The organism is Dialister hominis, assembly GCF_007164725.1.
GTDB lineage: Bacteria > Bacillota > Negativicutes > Veillonellales > Dialisteraceae > Dialister > Dialister hominis.
Genome location: NZ_AP019697.1, coordinates 121325 through 141009 on the forward strand (window position 1 = coordinate 121325; position 19685 = coordinate 141009).

The 19685-nt window shown below is 48.9% G+C and carries 20 protein-coding genes; 4 read left to right on the forward strand and 16 right to left on the reverse strand.

Features of this window, described 5'->3' with window-relative positions; all coding sequences use genetic code 11:
* Positions 1-149 precede the first annotated feature (149 nt).
* The 5 genes from Dia5BBH33_RS00535 to Dia5BBH33_RS00555 form a co-directional block, all read right to left on the reverse strand.
* Positions 150-1334 (reverse strand): RuBisCO large subunit C-terminal-like domain-containing protein, encoded by a 1185-nt coding sequence (locus Dia5BBH33_RS00535; RefSeq protein ID WP_108850143.1) that lies wholly within the window; start codon positions 1332-1334, stop codon positions 150-152.
* A 29-nt stretch (positions 1335-1363) separates the two neighbouring features.
* Complete coding sequence (locus Dia5BBH33_RS00540; protein WP_022381939.1) at positions 1364-2320, reverse strand: glycosyltransferase family 2 protein; 957 nt, start codon at positions 2318-2320, stop codon at positions 1364-1366.
* A 645-nt stretch (positions 2321-2965) separates the two neighbouring features.
* Positions 2966-4189, reverse strand: coding sequence for an IS110 family RNA-guided transposase (locus Dia5BBH33_RS00545; RefSeq protein ID WP_143332134.1), 1224 nt, complete (start codon positions 4187-4189; stop codon positions 2966-2968).
* Positions 4190-4613: 424 nt separating this feature from the next.
* A complete protein-coding gene (locus Dia5BBH33_RS00550) occupies positions 4614-5465 on the reverse strand; it encodes an ISL3 family transposase (protein ID WP_162501733.1) in 852 nt (283 codons plus the stop codon).
* A gap of 26 nt (positions 5466-5491) precedes the next feature.
* A complete protein-coding gene (locus tag Dia5BBH33_RS00555) occupies positions 5492-5806 on the reverse strand; it encodes a transposase family protein (protein WP_162501734.1) in 315 nt (104 codons plus the stop codon).
* A gap of 351 nt (positions 5807-6157) precedes the next feature.
* Between Dia5BBH33_RS00555 and Dia5BBH33_RS00560 the strand changes: the two genes are divergently transcribed.
* The gene (locus Dia5BBH33_RS00560) at positions 6158-7213 is read left to right on the forward strand and encodes an IS30 family transposase (protein WP_143332137.1); all 1056 of its coding nucleotides are present in this window, start codon (positions 6158-6160) and stop codon (positions 7211-7213) included.
* A gap of 669 nt (positions 7214-7882) precedes the next feature.
* Here the strand turns inward: Dia5BBH33_RS00560 and Dia5BBH33_RS00565 are convergent.
* The 5 genes from Dia5BBH33_RS00565 to Dia5BBH33_RS00585 form a co-directional block, all read right to left on the reverse strand.
* Complete coding sequence (locus Dia5BBH33_RS00565; RefSeq protein ID WP_143332138.1) at positions 7883-8509, reverse strand: hypothetical protein; 627 nt, start codon at positions 8507-8509, stop codon at positions 7883-7885.
* A gap of 146 nt (positions 8510-8655) precedes the next feature.
* Positions 8656-9066, reverse strand: coding sequence for a hypothetical protein (locus tag Dia5BBH33_RS00570; protein ID WP_022381744.1), 411 nt, complete (start codon positions 9064-9066; stop codon positions 8656-8658).
* An 81-nt stretch (positions 9067-9147) separates the two neighbouring features.
* Positions 9148-9510 carry a hypothetical protein gene (locus Dia5BBH33_RS00575; protein WP_022381745.1) on the reverse strand — a complete coding sequence of 121 codons (363 nt, stop codon included), beginning with the start codon at positions 9508-9510 and terminating at the stop codon, positions 9148-9150.
* The gene (locus tag Dia5BBH33_RS00580; protein WP_108850139.1) at positions 9507-10133 is read right to left on the reverse strand and encodes a DUF1700 domain-containing protein; all 627 of its coding nucleotides are present in this window, start codon (positions 10131-10133) and stop codon (positions 9507-9509) included. The genes Dia5BBH33_RS00575 and Dia5BBH33_RS00580 overlap by 4 nt, the downstream gene beginning before the upstream one ends.
* On the reverse strand, positions 10126-10452 hold the full coding sequence (locus Dia5BBH33_RS00585) for a PadR family transcriptional regulator (protein WP_022381747.1): 327 nt from the start codon (positions 10450-10452) through the stop codon (positions 10126-10128). Before Dia5BBH33_RS00585 ends, Dia5BBH33_RS00580 begins: the two co-directional genes overlap by 8 nt.
* A gap of 300 nt (positions 10453-10752) precedes the next feature.
* Between Dia5BBH33_RS00585 and Dia5BBH33_RS00590 the strand changes: the two genes are divergently transcribed.
* Both Dia5BBH33_RS00590 and Dia5BBH33_RS00595 read left to right on the forward strand, forming a co-directional pair.
* On the forward strand, positions 10753-12057 hold the full coding sequence (locus Dia5BBH33_RS00590; RefSeq protein ID WP_143332139.1) for a Na+/H+ antiporter NhaC family protein: 1305 nt from the start codon (positions 10753-10755) through the stop codon (positions 12055-12057).
* A 112-nt stretch (positions 12058-12169) separates the two neighbouring features.
* Positions 12170-12727 (forward strand): DUF2284 domain-containing protein, encoded by a 558-nt coding sequence (locus Dia5BBH33_RS00595; protein ID WP_022381749.1) that lies wholly within the window; start codon positions 12170-12172, stop codon positions 12725-12727.
* Between the two features lie 178 nt (positions 12728-12905).
* Here Dia5BBH33_RS00595 and Dia5BBH33_RS00600 read toward each other — a convergent pair whose 3' ends face one another.
* The 5 genes from Dia5BBH33_RS00600 to Dia5BBH33_RS00620 all read right to left on the reverse strand — a co-directional run bounded on the left by Dia5BBH33_RS00600 (position 12906) and on the right by Dia5BBH33_RS00620 (position 17412).
* Positions 12906-13781 carry an IS3 family transposase gene (locus Dia5BBH33_RS00600; protein ID WP_108850042.1) on the reverse strand — a complete coding sequence of 292 codons (876 nt, stop codon included), beginning with the start codon at positions 13779-13781 and terminating at the stop codon, positions 12906-12908.
* Between the two features lie 61 nt (positions 13782-13842).
* Positions 13843-14475, reverse strand: a complete 633-nt coding sequence (locus Dia5BBH33_RS00605; protein ID WP_143332140.1) for a helix-turn-helix domain-containing protein — start codon at positions 14473-14475, stop codon at positions 13843-13845.
* 259 nt (positions 14476-14734) lie between these two features.
* Positions 14735-15601: a D-alanyl-D-alanine carboxypeptidase family protein gene (locus Dia5BBH33_RS00610; RefSeq protein ID WP_108850135.1), complete on the reverse strand. Its 867-nt coding sequence runs from the start codon at positions 15599-15601 to the stop codon at positions 14735-14737.
* 11 nt (positions 15602-15612) lie between these two features.
* A complete protein-coding gene (locus Dia5BBH33_RS00615; RefSeq protein WP_108850134.1) occupies positions 15613-15936 on the reverse strand; it encodes a DMT family transporter in 324 nt (107 codons plus the stop codon).
* Positions 15937-16017: 81 nt separating this feature from the next.
* A complete protein-coding gene (locus Dia5BBH33_RS00620; RefSeq protein WP_143332141.1) occupies positions 16018-17412 on the reverse strand; it encodes an NCS2 family permease in 1395 nt (464 codons plus the stop codon).
* A gap of 210 nt (positions 17413-17622) precedes the next feature.
* On the opposite strand from Dia5BBH33_RS00620, the gene Dia5BBH33_RS00625 reads away from it, so the two are divergent.
* Positions 17623-18549 (forward strand): radical SAM protein, encoded by a 927-nt coding sequence (locus Dia5BBH33_RS00625; protein WP_143332142.1) that lies wholly within the window; start codon positions 17623-17625, stop codon positions 18547-18549.
* A gap of 672 nt (positions 18550-19221) precedes the next feature.
* Here the strand turns inward: Dia5BBH33_RS00625 and Dia5BBH33_RS00630 are convergent.
* Positions 19222-19617 carry a thioesterase family protein gene (locus Dia5BBH33_RS00630; RefSeq protein ID WP_143332143.1) on the reverse strand — a complete coding sequence of 132 codons (396 nt, stop codon included), beginning with the start codon at positions 19615-19617 and terminating at the stop codon, positions 19222-19224.
* Positions 19618-19685 lie beyond the last annotated feature (68 nt).

Here is a 19685-nt window from a genome sequence, read left to right on the forward strand (position 1 = left end):
AAAAGTCTTATGGGGGTAAAAGGGCTTACGCGCATTTTTACGTAAAAGGCTTACAGCAGAGCTAAAAATGATGAAATAAAGACGCAAAAAAGAGGCTGCAAAAAATGATTAACCATTTTGTCACAGCCCCTTTTTTATTGTCTTATATATTATCTCTGTGCTTCTTCCAGTTTTTCCAGGAAGAACTTCACATTATCCGTGAGATCCGGGCCTTCTGTCTGAAGAGCACCGCCCACGAGGAAAATCGTATCCGGACCGTAAGTCTGGTACATATTCTTGAAAAGCTGCCAGCGCATGCCGCCCGAAGGAACGGGGAATATGGAGCGGAGGCCGCCCATCATTTCCGATGTGCCTTCGCAGATCTTCTGGCAGGTATCGACAGAGAAGGAGAACCTTCCGCCGAAGCTGGTAAAGATGGCAGCGTCAGCGCCGATCAGGCGGGAGAGCTGTCCATAATAGCAGAAGGGGGACATGCCGGAATCTTCAGAAAGAACGAGAGAGCCGGAGAAGCATGGATGGAGGAAAATCGGAAGATGGAATTCCGGATCCCTTGCCAGATCGCGGATCAGCGTGAAGCCGGTGAGAGCCGGAGCGACCATGATGCCGTCTGCCCCGATTTCCTGCGCCTTGTAAGCACGGTCGAGCATCTGCAGGCCGTCAGCCGTGCAGTTGGCGATGTACATGCTCTTCTTGCCTGTCTTTTCCTTCGCATCAGCCAGCGCCATGACGCACTGGAGCACTCTTTCTTCGAAAGGAGCATAATCCTGATTCATGAGAGAATGGTCGTCCTTGATGATCGGGCAGCCGCCAAGAGCGAGCTTGTAAACCATTTCAGCCAGCTCCTTCGGACTCTTGCCGAGCGGCTTGATCGCACTCATGAGGATCGGGCCATGTTCCACACCGCACAATTCACGGATGCCTTCGCGGCCGAAACGCGGACCCGGATAATCATTGTACATGAAATCCGGAAGCTCGAACGACATCAGGCGGATGCCAGGCTGCAGACTCGTATTTCCGAAGAACATATTGACCAGTTCAGACATTTCATGGCCTACAGCATCCGGATCATACGAAATGACAGCGTAGTAAGCACCCGGATCAGCCTTATTGATCGATTCAATCTGGCCGACAATCGTATCTCCGATCGGAGTATCCTCGACCAGCTCATACGGACATTCGACCGTCTGCTCCACGCAGATGCCGAAAGCCAGCTTCTTTGCTTCCTCATAATCAGATGCCTTGATGCGGTAGGTTGCTGTAAAGCGGGAAGATGCCTTCAGATCTTCACTCAGTTCAGCAAATAATTCACTTTCGAAAAAAGGTGTATCGCCCATGAAAATCTCCTTTCAATTGTGCGTAGAAATTATAAATGATCGTGCGTTTCACGATAAGGATTATCGGCATGGGAAGCCGTATCATCCTGCAGCCAGTACAGAGGACGATTCTTCGCTTCCTCGAAAATGCGGCCCAGGTATTCTCCCACAATACCAAGACCCATCAGGTTCAAGCTGCCGAAAATGGAAATCAGGATCGTCATCGTCGCCCAGCCCGGTACAGCCTGTCCTGCAATGACACAGTACAGTACATGCAGGATCACCAGCACACCGGCCACAGCGGCAAGGACACCGATGTAAAAAGCCATGCGGAGCGGCAGCGTCGAATTCGTGATGATGCCGTCCATAGCGAAATGAAGCATCTTGCGCATGGAGAACTTCGAAACACCGGCGTGACGGGCCGGCGCCTCAAACTCGATCGAAGTCTGCTTGAAACCAAGGCCTCCGACAATGCCGCGGATAAAACGGCTGTGTTCACGGAACTTCTTGAAAGTTTCCAGCGCCTTCCTGTCCATCAGACGGAAATCCGAACCGCCGGGAGTGACACGCGTCGTCGAAATCGCATTGATGAAAGCGTAGTACCCGGCCGAAGTCATCTTCTTCACCGGCCCTGCATCCTCCGTCGTCGTGCGGATCGTCTGGACGATATCATACCCCTCCTGCCACTTCTCGATCAGCTTCGGAATCAGTTCCGGCGGATGCTGCATATCCCCATCCATCGTAATCACTGCATCCCCGATGGCAAAATCCATACCGCAGGTAATGGCGATCTGATGTCCGAAATTCCTGGCAAACGTGAGCGCCCGCACATGAGGGTCACTGTCAGCCAGCTGATGGATCAGCTCATCCGTCCGATCCTTAGAGCCATCATTGACATAGATGATCTCATAATCCATGTCAACGCCCTTCATGACCTTAGTCACTTCGTCATGAAAGTAAACGACGTTTCCTTCTTCGTTATAAACGGGTGTCACGATTGATATCATAATAAATCCTCCAAAATATGAGCTTAAGCGCTATCCTATATTATAGCACAGTGATAACGAGCCGGGGCGTCTGCCGCCCCTATTTTCATTTCCGATACTACACGATAAAACTTCCTCTGCCTTTAAATAATGATAAATAAAATATAAATACACAGGGAGGGGAAGATGGAAATACCATTTCCCGGGCTTCCTTTTCGAGCGCAGCAGGGTTTTACTCGCCTTCCTAGACGGGGAAGGTGCCTATATAAGTTCAAGACAAAATAGATTTGATTTTTTTTCATTTCTCATCGCAGAGCTGCCCCCAACGGAGGGAAGTGCCCGAAGGGCGAAAGGGGTGCAGTTTCTAAAAAGGTCGGGCGGATGAGTTGCATTTCGTCGAGCGAAGCGAGGTAATAAGGTTTTCCAACAAGCGGAGCTTGGTTTAAGGGTGTTAACCTTGCTCCGAAGGAGAAGACCTGCTACACAAGAACAAGCCCCAATTTTAATTTTTTGGTATTTTTTGAATTTCTTATAGAATTTCTTGTCGGATTTCCTGACTGATCCTAACTGATTAGATTTTGGAGTTTGGCCGACTAATTCATTGCACTACGAAAAGGCCGATCTCACACTCGGCTTTTTCCGCTTTTCTTTACTTGTTTGCCTTATTTACGCAGCAAGGCCTAAGTCGCGACACAAATGCATCACCCGGCCGTAGTATATTCGTAAAAACTTAGCCATTCCTGCTACTTTTGCTACTTTTTTATACTTTCCTTCTGACTCTTTCTTCTTTATGAACCTATATACTGCATCATCTTTGGGGATTTTATGCATAACTAACGACATCATTACTTGATACAATACTTTCCGCAGCCGCGCAGGACCTTTCTTTACTATGTGATTCTGCGAGGCTCGGAATTTCCCTGATTCATGTATTGATGGGGTCAGGCCTGCAAAGCAGATCAGAGAATGCTTGTTTTTAAAACGTCTCACATCTCCGATCTGGGCAATAAGCGCTACTCTGGTAACTCTTCCGACTCCGCCCATCTCGCCGACGAGTTCATATTCCGGCAGATCCTTGGCTATATCTTCCATTCGTGTTAAACTAGCCATAAGAGCCTCGTCGGCTCTTCTCAGTAATCCGACATACCACATGATGGTTTCTCTAACAATTGGATTATTGGGGATGGAAGGGATACCATTCTTTGCTTGAGCGTAGATCGTCGCTGCTTTACTCTCATTGGAACGGTATCCTTTTTCTTCTGCCCATTCGCGATAAGATGCGACAAATTCTGCTTCCGATTTAGCAATAATATCCTCAATGTGGCAATACCTTTCCAGGAAATCCAGCAGTTTGTCTTTACCGCTGTTTATGTCGAATCCTCCGAAAAGATCGAAGATTCCTGGCATGGTCTGCTCCAATTGACTTTGCAGCTGGAGAAGGATGCGGCTTCTTTCCTCCGAAAAGTTAAGATAAGCATCGCAGAGTCTCTTCAAGAGGAAATACTTATCTCCATTAAGATCGAATTGCGGTAACTTTGCCCAATAAGCGATTCCATATCTGGCAATATTCGTGGAGTCGATGGAGTCTGTCTTTGTGTGTCTGAAGTTCTCTGCCTTATTAAAATTAGCAACCTTCAGAGCGTTGACGACAGATACAAAAATCCCATTCTGCTGCAAGAAATAGGCTATCGACAGGTGATAGACACCTGTTGATTCCATGACGACTTTTATCTCGTCATACTTTGCTTGTACCCGAATTTCATCGACCAGAGGCTGAAGTTCCTCTTTTGTGTGCTTAACATCAAAGGGCCTGCAGATGATCTTGTCGCCAGGCGCCATGAAACACACCGTACTTTTTCTTTTGGATACATCAATACCTACATAGATCATAAGTGACCTCCTATAAAAGATATTTGTAGTTGGTAGACGCTAATCCTTCACACACTTATTACCACTCAAACTAGTTTTTTTACACGAACACGGAGATAAACCTGCCTAACGCGAGCACACATAATAAGGGGAAGGCTGACCCTCTTCTCCACGTCCAGTAAACGGACCGGTGGGTCGCCGTCAAACCATCTACTCCCCTAATTATATGCAATAAGTGCAGCGGATAGGAGCGACCTATCTACTACACTTCTATTGTACTAGGTCCGGTCGGAGACCGGGAATGAGATGAAGTTCCCTCGCAGCAAAGCTGCGGTTGTACGGTTTTGAACTTAACCTTGCCCTGGAAGGGAAGGTGGCGGCGGAGCCGACGGATGAGTTGCATTTCCTCAGCCGAAGGCTGGTTGTATAGTTTTATTCTAGCTCTTCACGGAAATTTGGTGGATGAATAATTTTTAGGTAAAGAATGGAATCGGATAAGGGTAAAGAAATAATCCATGTTTCGGTACCCATATCCGATTCTTTTTAGTACCTTGATCTTATTATTGAATCCTTCAAGCTTCCCCGTATTGATAGGATACAGGGCATGAGCAGCCAGTCCCTTGATTCGCTTCTGCTTTTGCCGGGCAAACTTTACCAGGGCAGGAATCCCGCTCTCCAGTCCAGCCTGAATCCATTTTGTCCATCCGGCGAGAGCTTCTTCATAGGCAGTCAATGTGAACAGACGAGTCATCTCCTGCTTCATGGCATAACAAATCGCCAAATCCCTATGCTCGCTCAGGATATCCAACAGATGAGTTTTCTGCCTTTCATTCAGGTGGTCGTCCTTCTTTAACAGTATCCATCGGGATTTCTTTAATTCGGTATAAAGCTTCCTTTCTTCATGGCTCTTTTCCCTGGCCATCTTCTGGAGCTCTGGATTATTAGTTTCTTTCGTATATTCCTTTAATGCTTCTGCTTCCTGCCTATGCTTTTGTGCTTCCTCCAGGCGCACGGCTCCCATAACATCACGCCCAAACTGTGCCTGCATATGGTACCGGTCATAAACGATGGGGACCTTCGGACAATATTTCTGGAACAGCCTGTTAAAGGATGCGTTCATATCCATGGCCACCGCTTTTAGCCTGGAAAGAAGCGAAAGGTCAATGCTCTTAAAGAAGTGCTCAAAATCTGCCATGGAGCGGCCCAGGCCGGCCCACAAGATGAATCCCGTTTCCAAATCCATAACGCAGGTGGCATAGCGATGGCCCTTATGGATAGCGAACTCATCTACGGCCAAATACCGTGGGCGATAGTTACTTTTCTTCAGGCGCAGGTTTCAAAGGCAGCCAACGCCTTATCCATGATATGCTTTTGTATTTTCTGTATGGTACTCCAATGTACAGAGAGCATGGCCGAAATGGCAGAAATGGATGTATGACACTTAAGCAGATGGATAATCCACAAGGCCATATCCCAAGTAACGCGTGTGAAAGGGCATTGGCAGGGGATATCTTCCGTTATGGTCTCCCCGCAGGATGTGCAGCGGAATCTGTGCCCCGAGAACTCTATATACTTCTTTTGCTTAGGAAGATCTGGAAAATCCTTGATGAGTACAGAAAAAGCCCCATAACTATACATACGGGAGTGACAGTGCGGACAGGAAAAATCTCTGGCAGTCCGTAGACTGGTAACTCGGGTATGGCAATGAGGATTTGGATGGTTAGTGATATTTTCTGTGCGATAATATTGACAATTAAAAGTGATTTCATTATGGTAATAAAAGAGCATTATTCGACCTCCGTGCGTAGTTTTAGGCAACTTACATTTTGGAGTAGATAATGCTCTTTTTCAATGCCAATTTTATATGTTATTATTTTTATCCGTAAATTGTAGAATGAAATTGAACACTAAAACTAAATAAAAAGATCCATAGGATTGCATCAATGGTAAAATTAAGTTACGACACAAAATTAACCGGAGGCAATCACTATGGACTACCTAAATAATACCATTAATACCCTACCTCGCGAAAGAGGACAACACTTAAGATTTGAAGATCGATGCGAAATCAAAGCGCTCCATAAGCAAGGTTACTCTTATCGCCAGATTGCAAAAGCACTTAATTGCTCACCTAGTACTGTGGGCTACGAATTAAAACGTGGCACTGCAACTAAGACGACACATCGAGGCAGACCAACAGAGTATGTACCTAGTCGAGGTCAAGCCGTTTACTATGAAAACAGAAAACGTTCTGGTCGTAAACAGCGCATTACGTCTGAAAGTCCATTTGCTATTTGGGTTGCAGCGCAAGTTAAAAAAGCTAACTGGTCATTAGACGTATGTGCTGGCTATGCTAAGAAGCATAATCTGTTTACTGAAGAGGAACTTGTATGTGCTAAAACGCTGTATAACGCCCTTAATCAATCACGCCTACCATTATCCCTATTCGATGTACCAGAACTGCTTAGTCGTAAAAAGTCAAAGCCTAAACAAGCAAAGAACGTACGCATCTTTGGCCGAAGTATTGATGAACGACCAGATATCGTTAAGCTACATCTTGAGATTGGTCATTGGGAAATAGATACTATCGTTGGTAAGCGTAAAGGTAAAGAGGCTGTGGTACTAACTTTAGTAGAGAAAGTAACGCATAAATTCATTGCTATTAAGATTCGACGTAAAGATGTAGCATCTGTAAAAGCTGCTTTACGTAGTCTCAAAATATATTATGGATCACAATTTGCTACTGTATTTAAAACAATTACAGCAGACAACGGAACTGAGTTTGCGGAATTATCTCAGTTAGAACGATATGGTATAATGGTATATTTTGCTCATCCATATAGCTCTTATGAGAGAGCTCAAAATGAGCGTCACAATCGCATTTTCAGAAAGTACGTACCTAAGGGAAAGTCTATCGAAAACTACTCTGCTGAGCAGATTCTCTGGTTTGCAGAGGATATGAATTCATTACCTAGAAAGTCCCTTGGGTATGATACGCCTGATGATTTATTTGAAGCTTATTTAGATACCGTCTATGCAGCTTAAATTATTTGGTTAAAGGTGTTCAATTTGAACTTGCAATTTTAGTATTATTTTTATCCCACAAAAAAGCGTGAAGAACCTTTATTCTTTCCTGCCGTTGCCCTGTTTCCCTCCACCCACCAAAATTCCCACTCAAAAAGCCGCTCGGGGAATAGCGGCTTTTTGGTGAAGGACTTCGTATCCTTCAGGGAAGGTATTAATTTGTAAGGGAGTACCTCATTCTTCGGGGGATTCCGGCTCAACAGGGAGGAAGAAACCGGAACTGAAGGATAAGGCTTGGCAGGATCTGATTTTGGGAAGGAGGGATCCTGCCGGAGGCCGGGGGAAAGGTTCTTTTTATAGGGAAGGAAGATAACGTTCCTTGTCCGGCCCCTTGGAGTGAACCAAAGCATGGGATTGCTCTGGCAGCCGGACGCCGGTTTTGGGAAGGTTGGCATCCGGGATTTGTGAATTTTTTATACTCGCTCTCCGAAATCGGGAAGGTGGAGAGATGAGTTGTGAAGGCCAGGTTTATTTGGGAAGTCCGCCTGGTCATGATTCACGTCAAGCAGTCTTTATTCTTCAGGCTGCATCTGTCCGTCCGGACGCGGCTGGAAACCTGCGTCCGGAGGAGGGGTGGGCTGGCCGTCTCTCGGACCGAATTTGTGGTCCTTCTTATGCTGGCCCTGCTCATTACCTTTTTTGCTGATCAAAGCGCGGGTTCTTATGGTGTTTGAAACGCTTGTCTTTCGGACCTTCGCGGTGCTGTCCGTCACGGTCCTGTCTGTCGAAGCGGTGCTCTCCATCACGTTTTTCGCCTTTGAAATGCTGCTCGCCCTTCTGGCCGTCAGCTTTCCATTCGTCCTTCTGTCCATCCTTGCGGTGGAAGCGGTGCTGTGGCTGCTGCTGGCCTTCAGGCATGCGGCGGTCACCTCTTCTGACTCTCGGGCCATTGGCCTTGTCGGAAGGTGCAGGCTGTCCGTCTTTCTGCATCATGGCATTCTCGTCGCTTCTTGGAGCGCGGCCTTCTTCTGCATTGAGGAGAGCGATACGGTAATCGCGGCCGGTATTGGTGACTTCATCCGGAGTGACGGCTTTCGGAGCCATTCTAGCAGTTCTTTCTGCCTGCTGGGTTTCCTTTTCGCGGTACTGCGGATTGTCCTTGGCCCAATCAGCCTTCTGCTGCTCGGTCATCTGCGGAGGGAGCACGAAATTGTCAGTCGTCGGTTCAGCGGCGAAAACGGAATTTCCTGCAAATCCGGCTGCGGCAAACATAGCTGCGGCAGATACCATGATGATGTGTTTCTTCAGGTTTCTCATAATGAATCCATCCTTTCTGAAGCAAATTTATATATGCATTCCGTTCGCGTTTTGGGAGGTGCGGAGCGGAAGGGCTTCCATGACATAGGGATTATTGTATCCACTAAATCAAATAATGGCAAGCGGTTACTTTTGGGTAACCAGGATTAGATGCGGTGCCATTCCTCATCGTCTGGACCCATAGCTTTCGGCGGGTCCTGTTTTTCTTCTTTCTTGACCTTCGGGGCTTTCTTTTCGTGCTTTTGGCCGTAGTGGATGCCCTGGTCTTCGTATCTCTTGTTTCTGTCCTGTTCGAAATTGTCCTGCTTCTGATCTTTCTTTACATGCTTCTTCACTTTCTTGGCATGTTCTTTCTGGTCCTTCTGTTCAGCTTTCTTCATGTTCTGAATCTGCTGACTGGAGTACTGGTCATTGTTCTTTGTCCAGGCATCACCCTTCTGGGAATATTCCGGAGGAACCATCGGACGTTCGTCAGCGGCGGAAACCGTCGTGCCGAATGCGAGAGCGCCTGTCAGCGCAAGTCCTGCGATAGCTGCTGCGATAATTTTCTTGTTCATAATGTACCTCTTTTCCAAAATAGGCCTTTGCCTGTCCTTCCAATATGTACCGGTCAGGAAACCCTGCCGGGGAAATCACGATTAGTTCTGCGGTGCTGCTTCAGGAGCATTTTCTGCGGCCGGCTTCTGATCCTGTGCAGGTTTCTGATCCTGCGCCGGTGCATTCTTGGCTGCCTTGTCAGCATCCTTCACATCCCTGCGGTCATCACGGCCGTGGAGATCCGGAGGCGGACCCTTGAAGTCCTTGTCATGACGTTCATCCATCATCCTGCGTTCTTCATCAGGACGGATGTGCCTGTCCTTGTGGTCAAAGTTTTCCATGATCGCCGGTTTATTTTCAGCGATCCAGTGACGGTAGGAGCCGATGTCGTTTGCCACGAAGGAAACGGCGGCTGTCACCATGGAGAGGATAGCGAGTACGATGAAAACAATGATTTTTTTCATTTGCCTTCACCGCCTTCCTCTTTATGATCATCTTTCTTGACGGTGCTCTGGAGAGCTTTGCTGCCTTCGATTCCCGTGAAGAGAACAGCGAGGGCGGAGAAGATGCCAGCGCCGCCGATCGAGAAGAGCGTCAGCGGGTGGAGACCCGGAAGCGGGGGAATACCCTGGAACGGTGCGAACCGTACCTGCAGGAGACCCAGAATCAGGATCGTTGCTGCTGCGATGAATACGGCAAGGACGATGCCTGCGCCGTAGAGGAGACGTGCTGTCAGGAGAGCTGTGCTTTCCACAGCCTGCGGAAGCTTCGGGCTGACCTCATCCCAGGTTTCGCCCAGTTTCTTCTGTGCTGCATCGGCTGCCTTGCCAGCGGCATTGGCTGCCTTTTCAGCGCCATCCATCAGCGTGGAAGTCTTCGTCTTTTCATCGACGACGCCTTCGGACTGGTAGGAATCATATATATCTTTCGGACTGCCGAGCTCCTTGGAGATTTCCTCCTCAGTAAGTCCTTCCTTTTTGCCTTCTTCGAAATGAGCCTCGTAGTCAGCGAGGATTTCCTTCACTTCGCTCGGCTTCGCGTTGCGGAAATAATACCTTAGAAGGTCTAAAAATTCACTTTCACGCATAAGATTCGCCTCCTTCGGCAAGTAGTCGTCGCACAGCTTTGTTAAATTCCGTCCATTCCTTCACGGACTCCTGGAATTCAGCCCGGCCTGCGTCTGTGATACGGTAATATTTCCGCGGGGGGCCATTATGTGATTCAGCCAGGTACGTGTCGACCAGGCCATCTTTCTTGAAACGGTTCAGCAGCGGATAAATAGTACCTTCGGACATTTCGATGTACTTGGAGATTTCCGTGACCAGCTCGTAGCCATAGAAATCTTTCCGCTGGAGCATGGAGAGAACCACGATCTCCATGACACCTTTCTTCAATTGTACATTCATAGCCGCTCCTTTCTTGGGTGACTAAGATCTTCCGAAGAAAACACCTCCCTGGATTATTGACTGGCGGTCTGTTTTCTTCGTTGAACATACTTTATCACAAAGTACTTTGTAATGCAAGGTATTAAATATTAAATAATTCTTTACATTTTCTTATACTATAAATTTCATTGATACTGGAAGGGGAAATCTCCGCATTCCATCGGCTTTTCTGCTGACGATAGGGAAATAGCGTGATACAATGACAGTATGAATAGACAGTAAAAAAGACCGGGGAAAACCCGGCCGGGGGAAGTGATCTATATGGCAAATATCGTTTTAGGGATTTTCGCAGCCATTTTTTTTATCTGCATCCTGACAGGATCAGAGCTCCTCTATGCGCTTGGCGCAGGCTTCTTTCTTTTCGTCGGGTACGGACTCTATAAGAAGTACAGCTTGTCCGATGTCCTCTCCATGGCATGGAAGGGCGTCATGTCCGTCCGCACCATCTTCATCGTCTTCATGCTGATCGGCATGCTGACAGGTGTGTGGCGCGCTTCGGGAACGATTGCCTACATCATTACGCTCGCTTCCGATTTCATAGAGCCGTCCATTTTCATCCTGATTGCCTTCCTTCTGAACTGCGCGGTTTCCTTTCTCCTCGGAACATCCTTCGGCACGTCCGCCACGATGGGGGTCATCACCATGTCGATCGGAATGACCATCGGTATGCCGCCGGCCATGGTGGGAGGCGCCATCCTTGCCGGCGTCTACTTCGGCGACCGCATGTCGCCCGTCTCGACCTCTGCGCTCCTCGTCAGCGTCCTAACGGAAGTCGACCTCTATACGAATATAAGAAATATGGCAAAATCCGCAGTTCTGCCATTCCTCATTTCCTGCGTGATTTACTTTGCTCTTGGAGAAATGCTTCCAGATGCCGCCGCGTCAGCCGCAGCTTCTGCAGACTTTGAAGAGCTCTATATCTTTTCGCCCATCCTTGCGCTGCCTGCCGTTTCCATTCTCCTCCTCAGCTTCTTCCGCGTACCCGTCAAAACGAATATGGCCGTCAGCATCGCTCTGGCGGCGCTTCTTTCCTACACCGAGCAGGCGCAGGATCCATGGAATATCCTTTTCATCATGATCTTCGGCTACGTTTCGCCCGTCCCGGAACTTGCGCCCATGGTCAATGGGGGAGGCATCGTATCCATGCTCCATGTCGCCGCCATCGTCTGCCTCTCCGCTTCCTTCTCCGGCATTTTCCAGGGGACGGGACTTCTGGACGGCATCCATGGGAAACTTGAAACCTTTGCACGCCGCTTCGGGAATTATCCGGCGACGCTGCTCTCTGCCATCATCACGAGCCTCATTTCCTGCAGCCAGACGCTCGCAGTCATCCTTACATCCCAGCTCTGCGGGACACTCAATAAGGACAAGGAGCAGTTTGCGGAAGACCTGGAAGACACAGCTATCGTCATCCCCGCCGTCATTCCATGGTCCATCGCCTGCGCCATCGTCCTCGCCGCGACCAGCGCGCCCCTCGCATCCATTCCCTATGCCTTCTACCTGTACCTGCTGCCGCTCTGGAAGCTGATTCATACGACCTTTTCGCGCCGCAGCAAAAGCAAGTGAAGAATATCCGAAATTTCCTGCACCATAGGATTTCCTTAGTGCTACAATAGAGGAAAAGCCGGATAACAATAATAATACCGGCATGGGATTTGGGAAACCCAAGGAGGATATAATGACTGAACAAGATTTACAGGACCTGATCAAAGAGGCCAAAGAAGCAGGCGCATCCGATGCGAAAAAAGTCGACATCGCCAGCGTCAAACTCGCCGCCTGGCCGAGAATGAAGTGCCAGTTCGGCTGCCCGAACTACGGAAAGACGCTCTGCTGCCCGCCGTACACACCAGAGCTTCCTTTCATGAAACAATTCATCGGTGAATACAAGAATGGCATCATCATCCAGTACACCGTCACACTCACCGAAGAAGACTGCAAAGACTGGACCAAAGTCGACACAGGCGTCACAAACGGCCTTCTCGAAGTACTGCTGAAAGTAGAAAGAAGCGCTATGCTGAAGAACTACTACAAAGCCTTCGCACTGAAAGCCGGCCGCTGCCGTCTCTGTGAGACCTGCAATCTCAAGCACTGCGTCCATCCGCTCGAAGCAAGACCGTCGCTCGAAGCCTGCGGCATCGACGTCTTCGCTCTTATCAAAGACAACGGCTACCGCTCCGAAATGCTCACCGGCCCCGTCAAGAAACTTCCCGTCTACGGCATGGTACTCATAGACTGAGAAATAGATGGAAAATAGAAAAGGGGCTGTGACAAAAATCGCTAAAACGCTGTTTTCTCTTTTCTCGAACGAAGTTCGGTTTAAGGGTGTTAACCTTGCTCCGAAGGAAAAGGTGGTGCGGATTTGTTAATACAGACAAATAAATATCATAAAAAATCTAATCGTACCTTAATCTTAATCATGCAGCCATTGGAGCTGCATTGAATACTTCCATTGGGGCTAAAAGATGTAATTTGCGCTGAATGCGTTTGTTGTTGTAGAAGTAGATGTAGCCGTTGATCATGCTTACCACTGCTTTGCGGCTGGTGAATTTACGTGTGTAGTAACGTTCGCGCTTCAGCATTCCCCAGAACCCTTCCATCAGACCGTTGTCTGCACAGCAGCCTACGCGGGACATGCTGTGAACCAGTCCTGCTTTTTCAACGATCTTATGGAATCCGTTGCTTGTATACTGGAATCCGCGGTCAGTATGAATCATTGGATGTGCTCCTGGATTCTCTTTAAGCGCCTTTTCCATTGTCTCAAAAGCCAGTGCAGTATTGTTTCTGTCGCCGATGACATAAGAGACAATCCGACGGTCATGGCCATCAATAATGGCGCTTAAATATAACTTATGCAAAACTCCATCAGCCGTTGTGTATTTGAATTCGGTGACATCCGTCATCCATCTTGCATTGGATACGCCTGCATCGAAATCACGGTTCAGCAGGTTTTCAAAAATGTACTTTGGATCCTTTGCGTTACGAGTGCAGCCATCGGTCTTGTATTTGATCACGGACTTAATATTAAGTATCCGCCTGACACGAAGAACCAGACTGTCACTTACCATAAGGTGGCTCTCGCTATACTTCTTGATCCAATCGTTCATCCGGCGGTATCCCATATCCGGATATTCCTGATGGATTTTCACGACCTCCTGTGCGACCTTTTCTCTCAGCAGTTCACGGCCGCTCTTAATATGATTCAGCCAGCCGTAATAAGCTGCCCTGGAGACCTTTGAGAGTCGGCAGAGACTTTCTATGGAGATGTTGGTTTCTTCATGGACTTCTTTTATGGCTTTAAAATCTCTGAGAAGGTGAGTAAGGCTGAATCCTTCGAGGAACGCAACCTTTCCTCTATCTCCATCTTTTTTTTAGCAGGGCAATCTCTGCTATAAGATCCTTCTTCTCTTCAAAAAGTCTGGCATTCTCCTGACGCAGCCGTTCTTCTTCGGTCCGGGGCGTTTGGAGCCTGATTGGCTTTCCTCTGTAATCCTCAAGACCAACTTCTCCCATCTCCTTGAACTTTTTTACCCATGTGTAGAGTGTTTGGTAGGACATGTTGTACTTCTTGGCTATCTTGTTGTAATCGCATCCACTGGCGATGCACTCCTGAACGATTCTGACTCGCTCTTCCTTGACCGATTGCTGGCGTTTGCCCATAAGATCTCCTCCTTCAGAAACGAGGTCTGTCAACTTATGCTCATTATACGCCTCAATCCATGTTTTAAGGGAGAGAGTGCCGGAAATTCTGTATTTGGCACAGACGGAAAGCATGGAAACGCCGCCTTTAAGATATTCCTTTACGGCCTGGATCTTCATCTGATTGGAGTAGTAAGACAAATGCTGCCTGGGCCGCAATCCCTTAAAGCCCTCCTCTTTATACCGGAGAACCCATTTTCTGAATGTTATGCGGCTCATATGAAGATTTTCAGCTGCCTGGGTAATCGTAACACCCTGATAGAGATATGAAGCAATCTGGTCTAACATTTCCTCCGGGGACGCTTTGGTTTTACATGGTATAAGAATGACCTCCTAATATATTTATGATATTATTCTGTCTTTCTTGTTGAATCATACCAAGGTCCCGGCGAAGCCGGGGAATAAAGTAGTTCTCGAGCGCAGCGAGGTTTTGAGGTCTTCAGATAACACAAATATATAAATGTGTTGGAGAATCATCTAATCGAATATACCAGCAAAAAAGGGCTGCAACAAAATGATTAACCATTTTGTCACAGCCCTTTTTTTCTTACGCCGCTTTCTTCACTTTCTTGCCAGGTGCTTTCACCGGTGTCTTCACAGCGCCCTCTTTTTCAAGAGAGAAGCCGTAGTCGAGAAGCTTGGCAGCTTCGGTGAAGCGTGTGTCCGTATTCTGGGAATGCATGACGATGACGATGAGTTCCTTGCCGTCACGGATGGCAGATCCCGCAAGGCAGCCTCCAGCCGCTCTGGTGTATCCCGTCTTGATGCCCGTCGCTCCCGGATAGGAGTAGAGAAGCTCATTCGTATTGCCGAAGGTGACCGTTTCATTCGGACGCATGTAGTGGACCTGCTTTTCGCGCGTCCCTACCAGCTGGCGGAATTTCGGATTCTTCATCGCATACGCCGCGATCTTTGCCATGTCCTCTGCCGTGGAGTAATGATCCGGGTCGGGCATGCCGTTCGCATTGACGAAATGGGTATGCGTTGCGCCGATTTCCTTCGCCTTCGCATTCATGAGGTCCGTAAAGCGGGGGAGATTGCCGGAAATCGTTTCTCCGATCGCCGTTGCCGCGCCGTTATCCGAGATCAGCATCATCTGATTCCGGAGCTGGCCAAGAGCAATCCATTCGCCGCCGCTCAGCGCCGTCGATTCGATATCAGCAGCATTCCGGCTCACCTTGACCGTATCGTAGGGCGTCGCTTTTTCAAAAGAAAGAATCGCCGTCATGATCTTTGTCATGCTGGCCGGATATTCCTTCTTCGTCCCGTTCTTTTCGTACAGGAACACCTTGGCAGCAGGATCGTAAATGACAGCGGCATCCGCTGTGATTTCCGGAGCCGCCGCAAAAGCGCCTTCGATGGAGAGAAGAAGGAAAGCAAGAAACGAAAAGAGGACTTTGCACGAAGATTTCATAAGACTCCTTTCTAGTGATCAGTGCCGAACACGTTCAGTATAATGCACCCGATAATAATCATGGCGACGGCGAGAATGCCCCAGCCGTTCAGCTTCTCGCCGAAGAGGAACCAGGAAATGAGGACAGACGCCACGATGCCGACGCCGCTCCAGGTCGCATACGCCAGGCCCAGATTCAGATCATTAAGCGCGCGGGAAAATGAGAAGAAACAGATGAAGTAGGAAACGAGGCAGCCGATCGTCGGCAGAAGCTTCGTGAACCCCTGCGAATACTTGAGAAGCGTCGTTCCCGTCAGTTCCATGCCGATGGCAAAAAACATCAAAGCATAAGCCAAAATAACCTCCTGAAAAAGGGGCTGTGACAAAATGAGCAGTCATTCCGTCACAGCCCCTTCTTGAATGGCGAAAGTGCCTAATCAGATAAAAATATACTTCATGACAAAGAGTACTGTCAGGATGATCATCAGCAGGCTGACCTTCGAGCGGTTTCCTGCCAGCAGATTGATCAGCGTGTAGGAAATAATGCCGAAAGCGATGCCTTCTGCGATGCTGTAGGTGAAAGGCATAGCGATGATCGTCAGGTAGCATGGGAATGCTTCCGTCGGGTCAGCGAAATCGATGCCGGTGACAGCCGTGAACATCAGGAAGCCGACAGATACCAGAGCCGGAGCTGTAGCGAATGCCGGGATAGCCATGAAGAAAGGCGAGAAGAAGAGAGAAAGCAGGAACAGGATGGAAACCGTGACAGCGGTCAGACCCGTTCTGCCGCCTTCAGAAACGCCTGCTGCAGATTCTACGTAAGTCGTTGTTGTGGAAACGCCCAGCAGTGCGCCGCCTGCCGTAGCGACAGCGTCAGCCATCAGGGCGCCCTTAATGTGCGGGAGCTTGCCGTTCTTGTCGAGCATGTTTGCTTTGGAGGAAACGCCGATCAGCGTGCCGATCGTATCAAAGAGGTCAACAAAGAGGAATGCCAGAAAAACGACGACAAAATTGAAGGTCGCCAGCTGGGAGAAGTCAAGCTGGAAAAGAATCGGATCCATGCTTGCCGGAATGAAAGAGGCAAGACCGTTGGACAGATCCGGCAGCGTACTGAAAGCACCGGCGGAAGGATCCGGAACATAAACGCCGGTCAGTTCGCAGATGATACCGAGAACCCATGTGAAGACGATGCCCCAGAGGATATTGCCTCTGACCTTCTTGGCAATCAGTATAGCGGTGAAAAGAATACCGACGATTGCAAGAACGACCGGAACGCCAGCCGTATGGAAAGTGCCGGCTGCCATAGCGCCCTTGAACGAGAAGAGAGAAACCTTCGTCGCAGGATTAGCTACGATGACATGAGCCGAAGCCAGACCGATAAAGCAGATATAGACGCCGATGCCGGCGGAAACTGCCCTCTTCAGATTCATCGGAATCGCATTGAAGATCGCCTCGCGGACACTCGTCAATGAAAGAATGATGAAGATGATACCTTCAACGAAGACAGCGGCCAGAGCCATCTGCCAGGAATAGCCCATCTGGCCGATGACCGTATAGGCGAAGAATGCGTTCAGCCCCATGCCGGGCGCAAGCGCGAATGGATAATTGGCAAATACTGCCATCAGCATGGTACCCATGAAGCCGGCAATGGCAGTTGCCGTCAAAACAGCAGCCTTGTCCATGCCCGTCGTGCTCATGATACTCGGGTTGACGGCGAGAATATATGCCATCGTCATAAAAGTGGTGATACCGGCCATGATTTCCGTTTTGGCCGTGGTCCCGCTGTCTTTGAGATGGAAGATCCTCTCGAGGAGACCTGCGTTTTTTTCCATGAATGAACTCCTTTCAAAACACAATAAGGGAAAACGACTACGTTTGAATACCCTATATTATATGATTTTTTTATATCGCGGGCAACGACAGAAATATAAAATTTCTATGACAGAATCTGAAAACCATGCGGGAAATGGATGAAATTCCCACTATCCACCTGTGGTACAATAAAAGAGATTTTCATGAGGGGAAACCCGGAAAGGAATCCAATGAGTATCTGCAACATCTGCCCAAGGGCATGCAAAATAGAAAGGAAGCGCTCGGCTAGTGACCGCGGCACCGTCGGCTACTGCGCCAGCGGCATGCTTCCCGTCATTTCCAGAGCTGCGCTCCATCACTGGGAAGAACCCTGCATCGCAGGAACCAGAGGCGCCGGCACCGTCTTCTTCGCAGGATGCAACCTCTCCTGCGTCTACTGCCAGAACTACGAAATCAGCGAAATGAGGAAAGGCATAGAAGTCTCCGTCGACCGCCTGAAAGAAATCTATCAGGAGCTCATCCGCCAGGGCGCCCACAACATTGACCTCGTCACGCCCACCCATTACACACACGCCATATTCCAGAGCCTGAGAGACCCGCTGCCCGTCCCCGTCGTCTACAACTGCGGCGGCTACGAAAGCGTCCACACAGTCGCTTTCCTGAGAAATAAAGTCCAGTGCTGGCTCCCTGACCTCAAGTACATGGACAGCAAAGCATCCAAACGCTACAGCGACGCCCCGGACTACTTCGAAAAAGCCTCCGCCGCCATTGAGCAAATGTTTCGTCAGACCGGCCCCTACGAAATAGGCCCCGACGGCATCCTCAAAAAAGGCGTCCTCATCCGCCACCTCATCCTCCCCGGCCAGGTAGAAGACACCAAGCGCATCATGGAATACATAGCAGAAACCTTCGCCCCCGGCGACGTCCTCTTCAGCCTCATGCGCCAGTACATTCCATACAGAAGAGCCAGCGAATTCCCCGAAATCAACCGGAGAATCACAGACGAAGAATATGAGGAATGCGAAAGCTACATGGAAGACCTCGGCATCACCGATGGCTACGTCCAGGCCAAAGAAAGCTCCGACAAAGCCTTCATCCCCATCTTCGACGGCACAGGGGTCCTGGAAAGCGCCCACGAAGGCCTCGACCAGAAATAACATAAGGAATAAAAATATATAAAAGAAAAAAGGAATGTGAACCCGCAAGGACGACACATTCCTTTTTTTGATTTTGCTGGAGCGCTGCTAACACTAGCCTTCCTGGATCATAAAGAAGGGCCGTAGGCCGGTCTTGACCTTGCCCTGGAAGGGAAGGTTTGGATAGGATTACGAAAGGTCCAAAACAAATCAGATTGGAAATCTTTTCTTTATTCCTTGTGAAGCCTTCCCTTCTGGGGAAGGTGCGCAGCTTATCTTTTATCTGTAGCTGCGCGAATGAGGTGAAGTTAATAAGTAAAGGGATGAGTTGCATTTCCTCAGCCGTAGGTATATAAGTTCAAAACAAATCAGAAATGATTTCTTATATTTCACATCGCCGAACTGTCCCCGGAGGGGAAAGTGCCCAGCCTATCACTTTTCTGATGCTGGGAGAAAGAGTTGCATTTTCTAAAAAGGCGAAGCATCATCGCTTAGGGTGTTTGAGCTCGCCCCGTAGGGGGAGCTGGCGCGTATGCGCCTGAGGAGGTTCATCTCCACGCAGCAAAGCTGCGGTTGTATGGTTTTAATCTTTTCCCACAGCCGTCAGGCTGGTTGTTCTGTTTTAATCCCACCCCACAAAAAGAGCCAGCCCGAATGCTTCCACATTCCAGATGGCTCTTTTCATTACTTTCCTTATTCCTTATTCTTTCTCTTCCCTGCATTGTCCATGAAAGGATCGGCTTCGACTATGAAGCGTGTGTGGTCTGCCGTGCCCACTTCACCGGCAGAGTCTTCTGCGCGGATGGTGAATGTGATCTTCTTTCCCTTCACGCCAGTCACCACAGCCGTTGCTGTGACGGTGTCGCCTGGAAGGGTGGGGGCTTTGTGGACGAGGGAGATGGAACCTCCGACCGTCGTCATCCCTTCATCCAGAGCTTCTGCGATAGCGGCGCAGGAAGCTTCTTCCATGAGCGCCGAGAGAATCGGCGTAGCGAGGACATCGAGCGAGCCGCTCTTCATCACGCGCGCTGTATGAGGCGTATCCACCGTAAGGACCGCTTTTCCTGTCATTCCTTCTTTGATTTCCATAATTTCCTCCTTTTTCAGTCAAAGCCATTGTACCATTGGTAATGCCTGAAGGCTATATGGGCAAAAGA